The organism is Bacillus sp. mrc49, from assembly GCF_002803435.1.
The window spans coordinates 739,756-759,072 of sequence record NZ_PHNG01000800.1; the positions used below are offsets into that span (position 1 = coordinate 739,756).

15 protein-coding genes are annotated in these 19,317 nt (G+C 41.3%); 10 read left to right on the forward strand and 5 right to left on the reverse strand.

The features are described 5' to 3' along the window. The first annotated feature begins 54 nt into the window (after positions 1 to 54). The 3 genes from CVN76_RS29930 to CVN76_RS29940 all read left to right on the forward strand — a co-directional run bounded on the left by CVN76_RS29930 (position 55) and on the right by CVN76_RS29940 (position 1,849). Positions 55 to 453, forward strand: a complete 399-nt coding sequence (locus CVN76_RS29930; protein ID WP_100534172.1) for an IDEAL domain-containing protein — start codon at positions 55 to 57, stop codon at positions 451 to 453. Between the two features lie 116 nt (positions 454 to 569). Next, positions 570 to 1,028, forward strand: coding sequence for a flavodoxin (locus CVN76_RS29935; protein WP_100534173.1), 459 nt, complete (start codon positions 570 to 572; stop codon positions 1,026 to 1,028). A 47-nt stretch (positions 1,029 to 1,075) separates the two neighbouring features. After that, positions 1,076 to 1,849: a hypothetical protein gene (locus CVN76_RS29940; RefSeq protein ID WP_157805839.1), complete on the forward strand. Its 774-nt coding sequence runs from the start codon at positions 1,076 to 1,078 to the stop codon at positions 1,847 to 1,849. Between the two features lie 227 nt (positions 1,850 to 2,076). On the opposite strand, the gene vanY is transcribed toward CVN76_RS29940, so the two are convergent. The 4 genes from vanY to CVN76_RS29960 form a co-directional block, all read right to left on the reverse strand. Continuing rightward, the gene (vanY, locus tag CVN76_RS29945) at positions 2,077 to 2,955 is read right to left on the reverse strand and encodes a VanY-A/VanY-F/VanY-M family D-Ala-D-Ala carboxypeptidase (protein WP_100534175.1); all 879 of its coding nucleotides are present in this window, start codon (positions 2,953 to 2,955) and stop codon (positions 2,077 to 2,079) included. 117 nt (positions 2,956 to 3,072) lie between these two features. After that, positions 3,073 to 4,170, reverse strand: a complete 1,098-nt coding sequence (locus tag CVN76_RS29950) for a HAMP domain-containing sensor histidine kinase (RefSeq protein WP_100534242.1) — start codon at positions 4,168 to 4,170, stop codon at positions 3,073 to 3,075. Continuing rightward, positions 4,163 to 4,858 (reverse strand): vancomycin resistance response regulator transcription factor, VanR-F/VanR-M family, encoded by a 696-nt coding sequence (gene vanR / locus CVN76_RS29955; protein WP_100534176.1) that lies wholly within the window; start codon positions 4,856 to 4,858, stop codon positions 4,163 to 4,165. Before vanR ends, CVN76_RS29950 begins: the two co-directional genes overlap by 8 nt. A gap of 539 nt (positions 4,859 to 5,397) precedes the next feature. Continuing rightward, positions 5,398 to 6,084: a cupin domain-containing protein gene (locus CVN76_RS29960; protein ID WP_100534177.1), complete on the reverse strand. Its 687-nt coding sequence runs from the start codon at positions 6,082 to 6,084 to the stop codon at positions 5,398 to 5,400. A gap of 335 nt (positions 6,085 to 6,419) precedes the next feature. On the opposite strand from CVN76_RS29960, the gene CVN76_RS29965 reads away from it, so the two are divergent. Both CVN76_RS29965 and CVN76_RS29970 read left to right on the forward strand, forming a co-directional pair. Beyond that, complete coding sequence (locus CVN76_RS29965; RefSeq protein WP_100534178.1) at positions 6,420 to 8,312, forward strand: OPT family oligopeptide transporter; 1,893 nt, start codon at positions 6,420 to 6,422, stop codon at positions 8,310 to 8,312. Further along, positions 8,302 to 8,667 (forward strand): PqqD family protein, encoded by a 366-nt coding sequence (locus tag CVN76_RS29970; RefSeq protein ID WP_061142780.1) that lies wholly within the window; start codon positions 8,302 to 8,304, stop codon positions 8,665 to 8,667. Before CVN76_RS29965 ends, CVN76_RS29970 begins: the two co-directional genes overlap by 11 nt. 537 nt (positions 8,668 to 9,204) lie before the next feature. Here the strand turns inward: CVN76_RS29970 and CVN76_RS29980 are convergent. Then, on the reverse strand, positions 9,205 to 11,226 hold the full coding sequence (locus CVN76_RS29980; RefSeq protein ID WP_100534179.1) for a sigma 54-interacting transcriptional regulator: 2,022 nt from the start codon (positions 11,224 to 11,226) through the stop codon (positions 9,205 to 9,207). 386 nt (positions 11,227 to 11,612) lie between these two features. Between CVN76_RS29980 and CVN76_RS29985 the strand changes: the two genes are divergently transcribed. From CVN76_RS29985 to CVN76_RS30005, 5 genes are all read left to right on the forward strand, one after another. Further along, entirely contained in the window at positions 11,613 to 13,031 is a 1,419-nt protein-coding gene (locus tag CVN76_RS29985) for a YfcC family protein (protein ID WP_100534180.1), read from the forward strand. Between the two features lie 42 nt (positions 13,032 to 13,073). Further along, entirely contained in the window at positions 13,074 to 14,249 is a 1,176-nt protein-coding gene (gene iadA / locus CVN76_RS29990; protein WP_100534181.1) for a beta-aspartyl-peptidase, read from the forward strand. Between the two features lie 24 nt (positions 14,250 to 14,273). Continuing rightward, complete coding sequence (locus CVN76_RS29995; protein ID WP_100534182.1) at positions 14,274 to 15,299, forward strand: cyanophycinase; 1,026 nt, start codon at positions 14,274 to 14,276, stop codon at positions 15,297 to 15,299. Positions 15,300 to 15,318: 19 nt separating this feature from the next. Further along, the gene (locus tag CVN76_RS30000) at positions 15,319 to 17,841 is read left to right on the forward strand and encodes a cyanophycinase (RefSeq protein ID WP_100534243.1); all 2,523 of its coding nucleotides are present in this window, start codon (positions 15,319 to 15,321) and stop codon (positions 17,839 to 17,841) included. A gap of 617 nt (positions 17,842 to 18,458) precedes the next feature. After that, positions 18,459 to 19,265 (forward strand): SDR family NAD(P)-dependent oxidoreductase, encoded by an 807-nt coding sequence (locus tag CVN76_RS30005; protein WP_100534183.1) that lies wholly within the window; start codon positions 18,459 to 18,461, stop codon positions 19,263 to 19,265. Positions 19,266 to 19,317 lie beyond the last annotated feature (52 nt).

Below are 19,317 nucleotides of genomic sequence, written 5' to 3' on the forward strand. Positions count from 1 at the left end.
AAATAACCATAACCGATTGACGAAAAAAATCAATGTAAGCGGGGGAATAAACCAATGGATAAAAATCATGTAATTTTAGAGCCATTTCAACATCAAGTAAGCTGTTGCTGCCCGGGGCAGAAGCACCTGCATATGATCGACTTCTTTCCAGGAGATGTATGGACAATTACAGATGAGCGGAAATATGTAGATTGTCTAGGATGGCACTTTTTGATCGTGGTCAACGAAGAGTATCAGTTTTTTATGCAAGTGGCAGACATCGAGGAGCTGTATTCCAATGGCACCATTTGCTCCATATTGGATTTGGATCTGAGAATTAATCATTTGGGCTTTAAAATAAACGAAGCACTCGATGCACATGATAGGGAATCGTTTCTTTCGTTTGCTGATGAACTGAGCAGCGTCCAGGAAATAAAGAATAAAATGAACACGGAAGATGTGCATGCGTATTAAGCAAACAGGGTGCAATTGCTAAGGTGTATGCTATGATGACGTTCTTTCTCCTGAAGCTAAGAATGAAAGGATAAGCAGTCAAATAATAAAAAGCATGGTTGGAAGGGGAAAATTGCATGTCTAAAATCATTATGATTTTTGCCAGTATGAGTGGCAATACAGAAGAAATGGCGGACTCCATTGCAGCAGGAATCAAGGAGAATGATGTGGATATTGAAATGATAGATATAATGGACAGTCCAGAAGCATCCATACTTGAAGGGTACGATGGTATCTTATTAGGTGCATACACGTGGGGGGATGGAGATCTGCCGGATGATTTTTTAGACTTTTATGATGAAATGGATGATGTTGATTTAACCGGAAAGAAAGCTGCGGTGTTTGGTTCAGGCGATTCATACTATACACACTATTGTGCAGCTGTAGATATTTTGAGCGAAAAATTAAGGGAACGGGGCGCTGATATCGTCATGGAAGGGTTAAAAGTCGAATTAACCCCAGAAGATGAGGAAATCAAAAAGTGCCAGGATTTCGGGAGGGAGTTCATGAAGAAAAGTTTTGTTTCTTCCATATAATTTCATAATGATTTCAGACAGCATAGGGGAAAGAGGAGTGAAGGGAATTGATGGGGAAGGAATATCAGGTTTCGATTGCCACTTTGACTGATTATCATTTACAAGATTTCATAAGATGTCCTTATCAATTTTACTTTCATCATATTGAAGGAAAAAGCGGAGCTCAACAAAATTGGCGAAAGATGGTTCAATTCGTCATCAATCAAGTTGTAAGTCGATATTATAAACTTCCTCCTGAAAGCCAGACGACGAAGACGGTTATGGAGCTCATGGATGAACATTGGAGAGTCATTGATGTACGACAGTTCGAGTCAAAGATTCAGTATTATTTGGCTCTTGCCAAAATATCAGACCATTTAAGCCAATTTTTAACTTCTGGGAAAAATGAATACCCTCCCTTATTTTTATATGAAAAGCTCAACATGACTATTGATGAGCTTGGGACCGACCTTTCCTTAACTCTCGAAGTGGCAGAATGGTCAAGCAACTCATTCATCATCAAGAAATATTTAGTCGATACTACTGAAGAAATGAACATTTTGTTTATTCATATGATTTCGGTATTTTGTCAAAAGGCATTTGGTCAATTACCTGAGAGAATTGAAATCATCTCGCTAATGGACGGTAAACTGAAACCATACATTCCAACCATGGAAGACGTTTCGGACGGATTGGAGTACCTTAACATCATCAAGAATCTTTTGCTAGAACCTAAAAATTACTTGAAAACGGATTGCACAACGGTTTGCAATAGTTGTTCTTATCAAAAAAGGTGCTATGAAGGCATTAATATGAATCACGATGGTGTTATAATCCAATGACTATGTTCGCGGTTGCGATCATGTTAGTATTTTATGGGCATCCGCTGATGAAGGGTGAGAAAAATGACTTGAAAACGGGTAATTACATATTTTTTTAGATGCGGATCATTCCATAACGGGATAATCCGCATTGTCGTTTATATAACGTAGCACATCACCCGATATCCTCTAACCTACAGCTATGAACATGGAAAAGGCTCTTATCAGTTCTTTCTCAAAATTGCTGATCATTCGAACCCGGTTACTATTACTCCATCGATATTGTTGCCCGAAATCTCGTAATGGTTATTTTGTGGTACTTTAATTGTCATGCTCTCAGAAACAAGGTAATAAGAAATCGTATATTGCACCCCGTTAACATTTGCAGAAGCGGACTTTTCTTTTTTTAGGAAATCTAAATATTCCTCCAAGACGAAATTTTTTTTATGCATGATCGCGCTGTGCGGCAAACCTACAAAACGGATATGCCACGGTTCATATTGAATGCCTGTAACATCGATTTTATCCTTTGGATAGCGTAAAATAAAGCCGTATTTCCAAGCATTCCTTTCTATCCACTTTCCTTCCGCCGCTTCACTCATTTTCATCTGCGATGAACCTACATCAAGGGATAAACCCAAATTGTGTTCACTATAGCCGGCAGGCAAGGCATAGTCAGGTCCCATATCCCGGTAAAGTTCACGTTGCTTATTCATACCCCGGTATCCACTATTAATCAAGAAATGATGAACCCCATCTTTTTTGGCAGCTGTTATCATCTTCGAAAATGCAAGTGCGACATCCCTTGATAACTCAATATTGCCATCAAGCAATCCGTAGCCCTCTGTCAATTCCTTGTTTGCAAATAAATTTACGATATCCGACTTTTCACTCTCAGGATGAACAGGAAATTCACTGTTGACCAGGAGCAGGTTTCCTTGATATACCTGTTCATTGGAAATCTCTTTCCGCTGAATGTTTTTAGGAATCCCTATATCGGCTAATTTAATTTTTTCATATTGATCATATGTTTGAATCTCTACTTTCCCTTGAAAAGTCGGTGCTATATAAATGAAACCAAAACCGATACTCAATCCAAAAAACAATAAATACCCCAACTTTTTCAATGTAAGCTTCCTCCTTGATCTTATCTTCTTATAAGATAGGACAAACTTTTTAAAAAAAGAGTGGGGTAATTCTTAACTTTTTCTTAAATCATTCTTTAGGATTTAAGCTTCATCATTTTATCCACTTTCTTGGGGTAATCGAACTTCAAAAACTGTATGCATAAAACTACTTTCGGCACTGATTGTCCCGTTATGCTGCTCCACGATATTTTTTGCAATGAACAAGCCCAGTCCAGTGCTGTCTTCTTGATGAGCTCGAGCTTTGTCACCAGTATAAAACATATCAAAAAGATGCGGCAGTTCGTTTTGAGGGATGGGATCTCCATAATTCACAACTTGAACAACCAATTCCCCAGAATGAATAAAGCCGTTAATGTCTACAAACTGACCGTCGCTTCCATAACGATTTGCATTGATTAGAAGGTTTTCAAACACGCGGGCTAAGAGGGCTCCGTCAGCAACAGTAGGCAATTGGGAAGGAATATTCATTCGCGCGGTTAAATGATTCTTTTCAAAAACAGGGTACAATTCTTCCGTTAGTTGGTTGAGCAAATCGGCTAAGTTAATTTGCTTTTTATAAACTGGCAGCATCCCATAGTTCATTCTCGTTATTTCGAATAATTCATCTATAAGCCGTTCTAAACGCTGTGATTTAGTAAACGCAATCGTTAAAAAATGTGTGATCTGCTCCTTAGTCAATTTTTCATCTTTAAGAATTAAATCGATATAACCTAAAATAGACGTAAGGGGCGTACGCAAATCATGTGCTAAATTTACGACCAACTGATTCTTGCTGCTTTCCGAAAAATCTCCTCTTTCAATAGCTTCTTTCAACTTCTCGCTTGCCAAGTTGATATCTTGGGCAATATCCCTGAATTCATCATATGTATTTATTTGAACCTTATACGAGAAATCTCCTCGAGCTAGATGGTGTATCCCTGTCGAAATCTTATTGAAGTAGGTCGAATAGGGCTGGGTCAATACATAAAAAAACAAGATCGAAAGCGGGATGAACAGTAGTAAAAAGAAGTTAATGTCACCAATTTCATTCATCATTTGACGATAAAAAGTCAGCCTGTCCCCAAACTGGACATAGGTATGATAATAAATTTGAAGTCCCTTAAAGATTGAATAGGTGATGATACCAGCAAATAGCATACTTAAACCGAATAATAGCACCATCTTTGAACGAAAACCGCGTACAGCTTTAGCCATTGAATGCATATCCGACACCCCATACGGTTTTAATCCATGTATTCTTCCGTGTATCTTTTTCCAGTTTTTTTCGTAACGTGCGGATATGTACCATAACGGTATTTCCACTTTCAAAATAAGCTTGGTCCCAAACGTGCTGGAAAATGTTTTCCACACTATAAACCTTCTTTGGATGACTGGCCAATAAATGCAAAATATCAAACTCCTTTGGGGTAAGTTCAATGTTTTCACCATATAAATTTACGGTGCGCTGATCAGGAGAAATAACCAGCCCGCCAAATTCCAAGTTCATTTTATGATCTGTTTTTGGTTGATTAAGCTTCGTAAAGCGCCTCAGCTGAGCGTTGACACGGGCAACCAATTCCATGGGGATAAATGGTTTGGTCATATAATCATCTGCTCCAATCACAAGTCCATGGACCTTATCGAAGTCAGAGGTTTTTGCGCTCAAAAATATGACAGGCATATTATGCCGTTCGCGAATGTGACGGATTACTTCATATCCATCCATTTTCGGCATCATGATATCCAGAATCAGCAAATCAACCGTTTGTGTCTCGGTAACATCAAGCGCTTCTTGACCATCAGAGGCTGTAATGACATGGTACCCCTCTTTTTCCAAAAGGATGGCAATTAGATCGGCAATTTCTTTCTCATCATCCGCTATTAAAATTGATAGTCGTTTCATTCATTCCCACTCCCATTGAAAATTACAATCTAATTGGCTCTTGCCATAAGAAACGCCATAGCTTGGGGATCTTTAGCAAGATCTTTCTATCATGAACGTTAATTCATGCAGCTCTTCTTTATTATTTTCCATTATACCCTTAACTACTTCAAGGATATGGCCTTTTTTCTCAACTGTTATTAATACTATTGCTATCCAGCTATATAAGCAATCTTCCCTTGCTTTCATAGAAAAATGATACTGTCGGAGGAACTGAAAAGAAAGTAAGGGAAGCCGTTATGATAGGCAGGAGCCAATTATGGATGATCTGATAAATACATGAGGTCGCAGTCGAGAATCAGAAATAGCGAAACGTTTACCTTGACGGAACGATCCTGTCCTAACAATATAAATATTTCGCTTTGAAAAAGGCAAAAAACAAATGTCGGGCTGGAAAAATTGTATAAGAAACGTCGTTATATATTCAGGCAAGATCGTACAAAAAGTGATAGGAAATTAACAACGATGGAAGAAGAGGACTCCATCGCTTCTTTCATTTATCAATAATAATAATATTGGGGATTAGCTGGTATTTGATAATTATAGGCCGGGGCAGGGTATACTTGGTTATCATATTGATTGATATATTGCGGATATGGCTGCTGCGGAAGTTGCGATGGCTGCTGCTGTGGCTGCCTTTCATCTTCAGCCCCCCGTTGGCAGTTGGCTGTCGGACCGATGAACGTTGCTGGCTGTACGGGGGCAACTGCTTTTTTCCATTGGTTTTCATCCATGCAATACGTATGCGCCATGATATTTGCTGGTGTCAATTTCAGGATATCGGAACCAAGTACAACTTCAGGGGTTGGCGCATCAAAAATGGCAAGCAGATGCGTATTATCGGAAGTTGCGACTTCATAATGCCACCAGCCTTGTGGAACGTTGGCCACTTGACCGGGCTTAAGGGGATAATTCTGGATTTGTTTCGTGAAAGGATTCAGCAATGAAACGGTTGCGGCTCCAGAAATACAGTAAACCAGTTCAGCTGCATTTTGGTGATAATGCGGTTCCACAACATTGCTAGTGCTGAGGTAAATATCTAGCAAAGAAACATTTTCAAGGGTGTTCAATTGTTTGATACCTACTACATTAATATAGTTTTGATTATCTTTTTTAAAGAGATTGCTATTATTGGCATCGAAAAAAAATTGTGTGGATGGGGATGTATAGTCCATATATGAAACCATGAAAGCATCATTCCTTTTCTGAAGACTTGATTCTGCAGGATATGCTAGCGGCCATTTTAATGTGCAAATGCCTAGTCGCTTTTTTTGAAAATATACCTGCTTCGTTCCTATCTTTAACCCATCGAGTGAAAGGTGGTTTAACTAAAAGGGTGAGGACTTTTTAATAGAAGCGGAAGGTCGATAAGTGGCGGGTAGGACCAATACATGAAACCGTTAATCTGAATGTTGTGCATAATCAAAATTTTAATAAGCAGAATTTTCCCATTGCGTGTGTTTAAATTACAGTGATATAATGTTCTCTGTGATTTTAAAGTTTAACATAGGAAGTGGCTAAATTGTCGAACAATTCAAAAGAGAGTAAATTCGTCCCGTACGTTTCTGCATCTAAATCTTTACCGGAATTAACCGCAACGGCAATAATTCTAGGGATTATACTTGCAATCGTCTTCGGGGCAGCAAATGCGTATTTAGGCCTACTTATTGGTTTGACTGTCTCTGCTTCAATACCCGCGGCGGTAATTTCAATGGCTATTTTAAGAGGGGTTTTCCGCAGGGATTCAATATTAGAAAACAATATTGTGCAAACGATGACCACGGCAGGTGAGGCTATTGGTGCCGGTGCTGTATTTACCATCCCGGCATTATTCATGTGGGATATAGACGTGAGTCAAGCATTCATCATTTTCGTTGTTTTAACGGGTGGATTTTTAGGGGTCTTCATGATGGTTCCCCTGCGTCAGCTCCTTATTGTAAGGGAACATGAAACTTTACCTTATCCTGAAGGTACGGCATGTGCCGAGGTATTGAAGTCAGGAGAAAAAGGCGGTACTAGCGCCAAGCTAATCGGCGCCGGTTTAGTCATTGGCGGTGTAGTGAAAGGGCTTGGTGATGGGTTTAAGCTTTTCAAAACTGAAGTTGAAACAGGAATCACGAATTTTAAAAATGCAGTTGTTGGTCTGGATGCTTTTCCTTCCCTTTTGGGTGTAGGTTATATCATTGGACCGCGTGTTGCAGGTCAAATGCTAGGTGGGGGATTGTTGGCTTGGGTCGTTCTGATCCCGGCAATCAGCTTCTTTGGCAGCAGTAATGGAACAGCCATATTCCCTTCCGAGGTACCGATTGGTGAATTGGATGCATGGGGAATTTGGGATAATTATATACGCTATATCGGAGCTGGTGCGGTAGCAACTGGCGGATTGATCACATTAATCAAAACTTTACCGATTCTTTTCAGTTCGGTTTTTGATACCCTAAAAGGTGTAAAGGCCAATAAAGGACAGCTTAAGGCTGGTTCGATCCGTACTGAAAAAGACATTCCAGCAAAATACGTTTGGTTGGGAATATTCATTGTTATTTTAATCATTGCCTTCACACCTATAACAGATGTAGGAATCATCGGTGCGATCGCGATTGCAATTTTTGGCTTTTTATTCGTGACCGTGGCTTCAAGGGTTGTAGGGATCGTTGGAAGTTCTTCTTCCCCTGTTTCTGGAATGACCATAGCCACACTTTTGATTGTAGCAATTGTTTACAAAGCTACTGGTTTTACCGGAACGACTGGAATGGTGGCCGCTTTGACCGTGGCTGCGATCATTTGTACAGCTCTTGCTGTTTCAGGTGATGTATCCCAAGATTTAAAAACAGGGTACATCGTGGGCGGAACCCCTTGGAAACAACAAGTCGCGATGATGATTGGTGTCGTCGCATCGGCGTCTGTCATCGGTTTTATCCTGGTGTTAATGGATAACGCGTATACGATGGGATCTGCAGAACTTCCTGCTCCTAAAGCGGCTCTTATGAAAATCCTCGCTGAAGGAGTTCTAGGCGGAGATTTGCCTTGGACCCTTATCTTTATCGGTGCGGCCATTGCCATCACATTGGAGTTTTTCGGTTTGAATTCCCTTGTAGTGGCTGTCGGCATATACTTGCCGGTTCATACTAGCGTGCCAATCATGATTGGTGGATTCATCCGCTTCTTCGTTGAGTTCTTCTCGAAGACAAAAGAAGCACTTAAAGCACGCGTCGATAGAGGGGTTTTATTTGCCTCTGGATTGATCGCAGGTGAATCCTTGATTGGTGTGCTTATTGCGATTTTGATTGCAGCAGGCGTCCAAGTTCCAGCTGCAGCCAAATTGGCCAGCAATCTGCTTCCATTCATACTATTCCTCGTTTTAGCTGGATTGCTTTGGTTCGTTTCTAGCAAAGGGAAAAAAGAAGATGCTTCGTAAACGTCAATCAAAAAAGAGGAACCTGTTAACCATGGTTCCTCTTTTGGAAAGACGAGTAACCTTGGAGCAAGGATCTGCGGAAACGACTTTTTTAGTCATCCAACGAACCAATTTTGTGGAACGAATGACGATTCGGTATTTTAAGCAGCCGTCAGTTCGTAAAATCAAGCTTGACAAATTTGGTGCATTTGCCATTAAACAAATGGAGTATAAATGCAATGTGAATCAGATTTCGGAAGCGATGAGTGAACATTTCGGTGAGGAAGCGGAACCGTCCTTGCCACGGCTGATGAAATTCCTTGAAATCCTTGAGGTCCATGAATGGATCGTCTGGGATGAGGAAGAACAAAATTAAAAAAAGCTGAAGCGCTTTTGATGTTTGATAGGATCTCCTTAAGGTAGACAATGTAAAATGCCGCAAACCACCGTGGATGATGCATTCCTGCTTTAAGGGGATTTTTTTATGTTTAAAAAGAAAAGAGGGATATTCAAATAAGTGATTGCCGTACAGATGTATTTGAATGAGGAAAGCGATGAAACGTATATGGCGGACTCAGCCTTGGACCTTTAATAAAAAGATGAAAATAAGTATATATATTGAAAAAAGAAGAAAAAAAGAGATCATTCACTATAACGCAAAGTGGATGGTCTCTTTATGTAATTTTGCATCTTTACCTTTATTTTTCTCTCGTGTTTATGGAAGCTTGTAAGTTATGAAAAAATGCTAAGAAGGAGAGTATTACTTTTTATGAAAAATATTAATCATTTGGAACTTTTTGTAAGTCCAACTGAAACTCAACGCCCGTTCCCGAAGTATCTGGCTCGACCGCCCGGCCATTTTCGATCATCAGCGGCCTAGTTGTATATGGATCAATAGGAAAGCTGTGTACCTCTATAGTAAGGATTCTAAATAGTTCATACCGACTTCCGTTATTCTTGTTCCGCCCCGCCCTTTACGTTTGATGATCAGTCCTTTTTGCTCAAGGTCCTCAAGTCGGCGTCTAACCTGCTGCGGGGACAAAGAAAGGCTTGCATGCTGTTCTTTCGTTTTTGCTGAAATATATTCTCTGCTGGCGGCTTTTCCAGCTTCATTGCATTGCATAACGATCTTTAGAATCATGTGATGTTCAGATTTCTCCAGGGGATTTTGTGGCGGGGCCACTTTATCTTCCGATAGCTGTGCTGTCTGATGCTGCGGTAAATCATTCTTGGTTAATATCGTACCATTACACACTGTCAGCATATAATCGAGTGTGTTTTTAAGCTCGCGAATATTGCCGTCCCACTCAGCCTGTTTCAGCCAATTCATTAACGATTGCTCCACTTTTATCCAATTTCCGTTTTTTGTTATGTAATGATGGATCAAAAGGGGAATGTCTTCTCTTCGCTGCCTAAGTGGCGGGATGGAGAGGTTAAGTACATTCAAACGATAAAATAAATCATTTCTGAACGTTTGTGCTTTCATTTGTTCCTCGATTTTTTTATTTGTTGCAGAAATGATGCGAATGTTAATGGGAATAATCTTGGAACCGCCAATTCTTCTTATTTCCTTTTCTTGGATAACCCTTAATAAGCGAGATTGCATCGATAAACTGATATCCCCTATTTCATCCAGAAAGATGGTGCCTTTATCTGCAAGCTCAAACAGCCCTTTTTTACCTCCGCGCTGACCTCCAGTAAATGATCCATCTTCATATCCGAATAACTCGCTTTCTAGCAGGCTTTCGGATAAGGCGCTGCAGTTTATGGGCAGAAAAGGCCCGTTTTTTCTCAAGGAGTGCTTATGAATGGCATGAGCAAACAATTCTTTGCCCGTTCCTGATTCACCCTGAATGAGGATGGGGTGTTCTGCTAATGCGAGCTTTTTTGCGATCTGTTTAAGTTCTATCATTTTAGGATTTTCACAGAAAATGTCATCAAAGCTATACTTCGCGTAAAATCCTTTCTCGCGATATTTACGCTGTGCTGTTTTTTCAATTTCGGATGCCTGGTGGACACTTTTAAAAACAGCAACGATGGATTGCTCTCCAATCATTGAATGGCGGTATACGACAACCTCAACACCATGAATGCTAAAAAATTGACTCCCTTCCACACCATCCAGGATAAATTGAACCACTTCGTTTTGAAGGATTACCGTATCAATCGGACGGTTGATGATGACATCCGCCTGAATTTGAAAGAGTGCTTCAAGTTTTTGATTAAACACGGTTACTTCACTTGTTTCATTGATGACCAGTATTCCGTCATCAATTGTATTAACGACATTTTGGATGTGGTGATAGACTTCTTTTGTCTCCTGTTGGGATAAAAGCAATTTTTGCTGCAATTCAATGATGCTTCTGATGTATCTTTCTGAAATTTGCAGGGCCACTTTTCCCTCCAGCCTGCAATGATCTACAATTCTTAAAATGGTGGTCATATCCAAAAGCCTGACGCCAATATCCAAAACCATCGGCAAATAGGCGGGGGCAAGTTCTGTTTCGCCTGGTGAAACAGCCACATCGATATCATCATAATAAGTATGATTCTTCTTGTAAGCTATAAAGCGAACATGATTGATTCCAAGTTGGTAAAGAGATTGAATCAGTTCCAATGTGACATTGTATTCATCATTGATGACAAGTACGTTGGCTCCAGCCGGAATTGTGAGAAGTTTGTCCAAATGTTCATGGTGGACAGTACGTTGTCCGGTTATAAAGTTTACGGCATTCATATTGTTTAGATGACTGACTTCATCTTTAAGGGATTCGGAGGAGAAGAGGATGACATCCGCTTCAAGACCAGCTGGAAGGCCCTCATCTACTGCATAGCTATCAATGTGCAGATAATCACCTAAAAGCTGATGAAGTTGCTGATGCAGGGTGTGCCTTGTCTTCATGCCGCCTGTCAAAAGGATGAGTGATGGTTTCATAAGGGACATTACCTTTCTTTGGTTGAATTGGTTTTATGATCGTACGATATATGAACCATTTTAGACCATTAAACGAGTGTTGTTAATTATAAAATTGCTTTTTGATTGATATTTCATAATTTTCTTATTTATTATTTCGTTCACAAGCACCGAGTGAAAAATTCCCCAAAGTATAGAGACGAGCATATTCCTATACGCATCCATCTCCCGGGCCCATCCCACTTAAAGTGTCATTCAGATCCTAGCTAGCAGTCGACTTATAAGTTGGCATGTATTTTGCATTATTACTTTTACAAATGTTACTTTCTCAAAAAATCGAAAAGGAGAACTATGGAAGGCGGGGAAGTATCATTTACTGGCTGAATGAAAAAGGGGAGAAGAGATGTATGACTCAAGTCGAAACAACGTATCAACCAGAAGGAAGAACAAAAAAAGATCGTAAAATTAATGTATTCGCATTATTGCTGGGTGTTTTGGTAATCGCAACGTTATTAACTTATGTGTTGCCTGCAGGAGATTATGGACGTGTAGAGGTTGACGGAAGAACAGAAATCGACCCGGATACTTACAAAATTGCCGAACAAACTCCAGTTAGTCCATTTGGAGCTGTTAAAGCGCTTCATACTGGAATGGTCGAAGCCGCCAATATTATCTTCTTTGTTCTCATCATTGGGGGGTTCTTTGGTGTATTAACCGCCACTGGGACGATAAATGTATTGATTACGACCCTTGCAAAAAGACTTGCAACTCGGGAGAAGCTGCTAATTCCGGCAATGATGCTATTCTTCGCTATTGGCGGTTCACTTATGGGGATGGCTGAGGAAACACTCGCATATATCCCATTATTGATTCCGTTGGCGCTTGCGCTTGGTTTTGACGTTCTTACAGGAACGGCCATTGTTATCCTTGGAGCTTCGGCGGGTTTTACGACGGCCGTCATGAATCCGTTTACAGTAGGAATCGCACAAGGAATCTCTGAATTGCCGATGTTCTCTGGCATGTCGTATCGTCTAGTGCTTTTCGTGATCGTTTATGCGGTATCTGTAACATTCGTCTACCGTCATGCCATGAAAGTGAAAAAAGATCCATCAAGAGGATTTTATGGAAAGTACAGCATGAAAGAAGCTGATGTGCTCCTTAAGTCTAAAGAGAAACTTGAAACGAAACATAAGCTCATTCTTGGTGCATTTTTACTGAATTATGTGGTCCTTGCTTTCGGAGTGATTAAATACCAATGGTATATTACGGAAATTGCAGCGCTTTTTGTAGTGTTGACAATCGTCATAGGAGTCATCGGCAGGTTATCTGCGGATAAGATTGCGAAATCGTTTGTAGATGGATCATCTTTATTGATTGGCGGAGCCTTAATTATAGGAGTTTCCCGAGCAACACTTGTTGTTCTAAATGAAGGGCACATTATTGACCCGATGCTTCATGGGGTTTCCGATACGCTAAAGCATATCCCGGCCTTCTGGAGTGTGATTGGCATGTATAACTTCCAGGCTATTATCCATTTTATCCTTGCCTCGGGAAGCGGACATGCCATGCTGACGATGCCAATCATGACACCGCTTGCTGATTTGCTTGATATTACTCGACAGACGGCAGTTCTTTCGTTCTCATTTGCTGATGGAATAGGGAATATTATTTTTCCGACGGCAGGCACGTTAATGGCAGGACTCGCTATTGCAGGCATTCCCTGGACAAAATGGGCCAAATGGGTTCTGCCGCTGGTCTTCATTCAATACCTCATCGGTTTAGCCGCTGTTGTAATCGCTCATTTAATGAATTACGGACCATTTTAATGATGGTTTTAGAATCAGCTTAGAGAAATAGGAGGAAAGAATTTGCTTACTTTAATCAAAAATGCGGAAGTGTATGAGCCTCATTATCTTGGACGGATGGATGTGCTGCTTGCGGGTGGCAAAATAGTTTATATCCAAGAGGAGATCCGACTGGATAACTCATCAATTGATGTGAAAATAATTGATGCATCGGGAAACATCCTCTTGCCAGGTTTTATTGATGCCCATGTGCATGTTATCGGCGGCGGCGGGGAAGGAGGCTTTAGGACTCGCACTCCGGAATTGAATTTGACCGATGCTACGATGGCAGGTATTACAACAGTGGTTGGAGTGTTAGGTACGGATGGAACAACAAGACGGATCGAGAGTCTGCTGGCTAAGGCACATGCATTGGATGAAGAGGGGATCACGGCGTACATCCACTCTGGATCTTATCAAATTCCCGTGAAAACCTTGATGGGCAAAATTGAAGAGGATCTGATTTTCATTGAAAAAATAATCGGTGTAGGTGAAATCGCCATATCCGACCATCGTTCTTCCGAACCGACACTTGATGAACTTGTGAAGATAGCGGCTGCAGCACGTAATGGCAGTTTAATCACCGGAAAGGCTGGGTTATTGGAAATACATGTAGGCGATAGTGATCGCAGGCTTGAGCTCCTTTTTGAAATCGCCGAAAAGACGGATATACCGATACATCACTTTCACCCGACTCACATAAACAGAAATCGGGATTTATTCGAAGAGGGAATACGCTATGCAGAAAAAGGGGGGTATGTAGACTTAACAACAAGCACCACCCCTCAATTCCTAGAGGAAGGGGAAGTGAAATGCAGTAGTGGGTTACGACAGATGCTTGAAAGTGGGGTGCCCATTACTCAGATTACTTTCTCCTCGGATGGACAGGCAAGTCTTCCTTATTTTAACCAAGACGGTGAGTTCGCCGGTCTGCAAGTCGGCAATGTTTCTTCTCTTTTCCACGAGGTCCGTGACGCTGTAATGGATGAAGGCGTTCCGCTTGAAACAGCAATTCAGGTCATCACTGCTAATCCGGCACGTATATTAAAACTGAAAAATAAAGGGAAAATCGGGGTGGAGATGGATGCTGACCTCGTGTTGCTCAAAAAAGATACGCTAGCTATCGATACGGTCATTGCAAGAGGAAAAGTGATGGTAGAACGAGGTGTACCGATCATTAAAGGGACATTTGAAAAATAATAGGATGATAGGGAGCGAAAAGGAATGAGACAGTTAATGAAGGTATGTATGATGTTAGGTTTGTTTGGTTTTTATTGCCAAGGGAATTTTGCATATGCTGCAAGCGGGGACTATCAGTATAGCAGCTATGGAAACACCGGAAATGTAACAACTGCCACTTCTTATGGCATTAACTTGATGGGAGGCGGAACGGACGTGGATGAAGCGATGCTGTGGATGGCCAAAAAAGCCAATCAAGGTGATTTTATCGTTCTCCGTACTTCAGGATCGGACGGATATAACCAATACCTTTACGATTTGGCCCAGAGCAATAATGCTAAGCTTGATTCAGTCGAGACGATCGTGCTGAACAACAAATATGCTTCAAGTGACTCGTTTGTATTGGATAAGGTCCGTAAGGCGGAAGCAGTCTTTTTTGCCGGAGGAGATCAATTCAATTATGTCGATTTTATAAAAAATACGGCTCTTGAGGATGTACTTAACCAGCAGATTCAAAGTAATGTTCCGATTGGAGGAACAAGTGCAGGGCTGGCGATCATGGGGCAATTCGTCTATGATGCTAAAAACGGATCCGTTTATTCGGATGAAGCACTGGCAAATCCGAATAACCGCTATATGACATTTACAAGAGATTTTCTGAATAACCGCTATTTATCAAGTGCGATTACAGATACCCATTTTGAACAGAGGGACCGGATGGGAAGATTTATCGGGTTCATGGCGAGGAATGTATCGGATGGATGGACGAACCAATCTAAAGGCATAGCTGTCAATGAACAAACGGCCCTGCTTGTCGAACAGGACGGAACGGCGAAGGTTGTTGCACAGCCAGGCGGCAGCAACCAATCCGTATATATGGCGAAAACAACGGCCGCTCCTACAAGCAGCATAGGCAAGCCATTGACTATAAAAACTGTTGACCTCGTCAAGTTAAGACCCGGAAATACGTTCAATCTTCAGACATGGACGAGCAGTAATGGATACTCCTATAAACTTTCTGCCCAAAATGGAGCCTTGAGTTCAACGAGTGGTTCCATATATGGAAATTAAAATAGGGGGAGGAGTAAAAGTGAAAAAGATCATTAATACGGCAATTACCGCCTTTTTGCTAGCATCGGTCTGCTTTTTGCCGCCAGGAAAGGCTAGTGCTCACCCTAAGGAAGAAATCAAAGGAAGTCTCGTTATTGCAGGAGGTTCATTGGGCAGCAGCAACAAGGATATCTATGAATCTTTCATAAAACTCGCCGGGGGGGTCAAAAAAGCGAAAATCGGTATTGTTCCGGCTGCTAGCGGAAGTTTGAAATCCTCCAAGGAATTTAGGGCAGATCTTGTGAAGTATGGAGTCAAAGAGGCGGATATCAAAATCCTGCCGATATCGAATCATAATTTCAGTGATACTGATTTGGATGAAAAATCGTGGAAGAACAATGTCCACAGCAAAGCAGTTGTCCGGCAGATCGAGGATCTTTCAGCCATCTGGTTCGTTGGAGGCGACCAACTTCGGATAACAGATACATTATATGATGCCAAGGGAAAGAGTACGTTGGCGCTTGAGGCGATTTGGAACGTGTATCGAAAAGGAGCTGTCATTGGCGGAACAAGTGCAGGCGCCGCAATTATGAGTGATGTTATGATTACGGGCGGTGATAGCTTAGGCGGCCTGAAAGGTAAATTTACAGGGAAGTCCGAGTCTGTAAAAAACAAAGAGTACGAGCCTGTCCGGATTGAAAAGGGGCTTGGTTTCTTCCGATATGGAATCATCGATCAGCATTTTGATGAAAGAGGAAGACTCGGGCGTTTAGTAGCAACTGCCGTAAATTACGAAAAGCAAAAAAAGAAATATAATGCTTATGGTATTGACGAAGATACCGCGTTGATCGTCAACAATCAAGAAAAAACGGCCGAAATTGCGGGCAGGGGCGGAGTGACGGTTGTCGATTCAAGTAAAGCAAAGGAACATAAGGGTAAGATCAATAATGTCTCCATCAGCCTCTTATCTCCTGGTGACAAGATTGATCTGAAGACAAAATCATTTACGATTCATTCAAAAAAGGATGCTACTAAAGGGAATGAGTACCACCAATTTAAACCTTTGGAAGCAACGGGAGTGCTGACTTCATATGGCAAATTAAAACCTTATTTGTCCTATTCGCTCGTTGATAATTCTTCCACTGACTCCGTAAAAAGCTATTTATACGACAGCAGAGGATCGGGATTTTCCTTAACCTTTAGTAAAACGAAACAGACAAATGGGTTTTGGGGCTATCAAGATGGACAAAAAGATGATTATTCCATTACGAATGTGAAAATGGATGTTGCCCCTGTTTCGCTCCAATTTAAAACAGACAAGCAAGCTTTCAAGCACTATCAAGAATCCAACTTTGCACTTCCCAAAAGAACGGAGCGCGGAACCATCAAAGGAAATCTACTCATCGCGGGTGGGGCGCTTGGATCAAGTAACGAAGATGTGTATAAAAAGTTTATTGAACTGACCAATGCAGGCACAGATGCTAAAGTAGGCATCATCTCTGCCGCTAGTGGAAGCTTAAGCTCCTCAAACGCCTTCAAAAGCGATTTATTAAAGTATGGCTTGAAAGAAGATAATATCAAGATCCTCCCTATTTCAACACATGATTTCAAAGGAACGTTGGAGGATGAATCTAGTTGGAAGGAAAACAGAAATCGTGATGGTGTCGCTGCCGAAATAAAAAACCTTGATGCCATCTGGTTTGTAGGCGGAGATCAGACGTATATTACAGAAGCATTATTCAATCCGGATCAAACCGAATCAAAAGCATTAAATGCGATTTGGGATATGTATGAAAAGGGTGCTGTTTTGGGCGGAACTAGTGCAGGGGCAGCGATTATGAGCGATGTCATGCTTGCCGGAGGCGGTAGCTTGGAAACACTTACAAAGGGATTTACAGACACGTATAACGGAATGGAGCAGCAAGAAGGCGGACCGGGTTATCTTGAACGGGGACTTGGCTTTTTCCAATATGGACTGGTCGATCAGCATTTCGATAATAAAGCAAGGCTTGGCAGACTTATAGCAACGGCACATGAAAAAGGCGACCGTAATCAGCTGTCATATGGAATTGATGAAGACACAGCAATCGTTGTCAATAATCTGAAAAAGAAGTTGGAAGTGGTCGGCCGCGGAGGGGTAACCGTTATTGATTTATCGAAAGTAAACACCGATCCTAAAATAAAAAGCGGATACAAAAACATTTTACTTTCTACAATCGCACCAGGGGATAGCGTTGATTTAAGAACGAAAGAGATTCACATCAGTCAACACAAAGTCCGTACAAAAGGAAGTGAATATGGAGATTTTGAGGTAGCTCCTCATTCAGGTGTTTTGACGGAGCATGGCACATTAAGCAAATTCCTTTCTTATCAGCTTGTCGATAACAGCGGAGAGAAGGAAGTGAAAGCCTATTCGTTTGATAAAGGAAAAGGAGTAGAGCTTACATTCAGAAAGACAAAAAAGACGGATGGATTCTGGGGATACAAGGACGGAAGCAAAGATGATTATTCAGTCGTGAATGCTGTTCTGGATATTACGCCCATTGCAGTAAAGAATGAATAAAGTACGCAAAATAGATTCAAACCTGCAGGCACACTCAATCTGCCTGCAGGTTTTTTATCGTTGAAGCCCTCGCTTATCCAATCCAAGACTTCTCGGCGACCTTTACGCCAGCATGGACCCCTTTTGGAGGAGACACTCATTTCAATTAGTCTTGTGCTTTGATAAGAACTCGTAAAGGTGAGATCTTCGACCAACTATATTAGTTCATTTTGAGATCACCTCATTTCCATCCGGTTCAGAAATTTATCTATCTTACAAGTATTGAAGAGATGCTAGGGTCCAAGCAAATGCTTACTTAAATCAATACTTCCACCATGGTAAATCTTGCTATTCCATTCCATTTTTCTTTGCATAAAAACCTTTTTATTTCTTATAAAGGAGATAATTTTTTAGGTCCAATGAATTCGCTAGTTTCGTAACATTGTTCTGCAGAGACATCATATAGGAAAACATGCGGTGGGGATGGCCTGGCGTTATTTACTATATCCCCGAACTCCTCTTCCTTTGGCTAACTCTGCTTTAGGTAATGTTTATACTCATGGTATAATAAATTGGACTTATGTTATGTTTGCGGTATACTAATAATGCTGGATATACTTAAAAAGCAGGTGGTTAGTATGGGAAGAGTACAAGGTAAAGTGGCATTAGTGACTGGTGGAGCCTCAGGAATAGGGTTATCGATATCGGCATTGATGGCTAAAGAAGGCGCGAAAGTCGTGATTGCAGATTTTAACGAAGCAGGAGCAAAAGGAGCGGCCGAAAATATTACAAACCAAGGCGGGGAAGCTGTTGGGATATTTCTGGATGCAGGGCAAACGGATTCGATTCAAGCAGCTGTCGACTTTACGGTTGAACAATATGGAACGATTACGGTACTGGTTAATAATGTAGGTTTGTCTAACTTGCAAAAAGATCTCGATGTCGTGAATCTGGATTTGGAGGAATGGGACCGACTTATGGATGTTAATTTAAAAAGCGTGTTATTGGGAAGTAGATTTGCGATTCCCCACATGATCAAAGCTGGGGGAGGGGCCATAATCAATACCGCATCGATGGGTGGCTTTGCAGGTGACTCCGTGCGGTCTGCATATGGAGCCTCCAAAGCGGGGGTGGTGAATTTGACGCGTTATATAGCTGCCCAGTACGGGAAAGATCATATCCGTTGTAACGGAGTGGCACCAGGTCTTATTTTGACCCCTGCCGCCGAAAATAATATGCCTCCTGCCGTGCTTGATATATTTGCCAAGTTTAATGCTTTGCCATACCATGGTGAAGCGGATGATATCGGTTATACCGTTCTATTCCTTGCATCTGATGAGTCCAAATTCATTACTGGTCAGACGATTCAAGTGGAGGGCGGTCACTACATGGCCAATCCAAGCATCTCGGATTTCACCGATTATGTAGCGAAACAGTCGAAATAGGCAACTGAATTTTCATGACAAAACCCTGGATAAGATTTTTGCCTTATCCGGG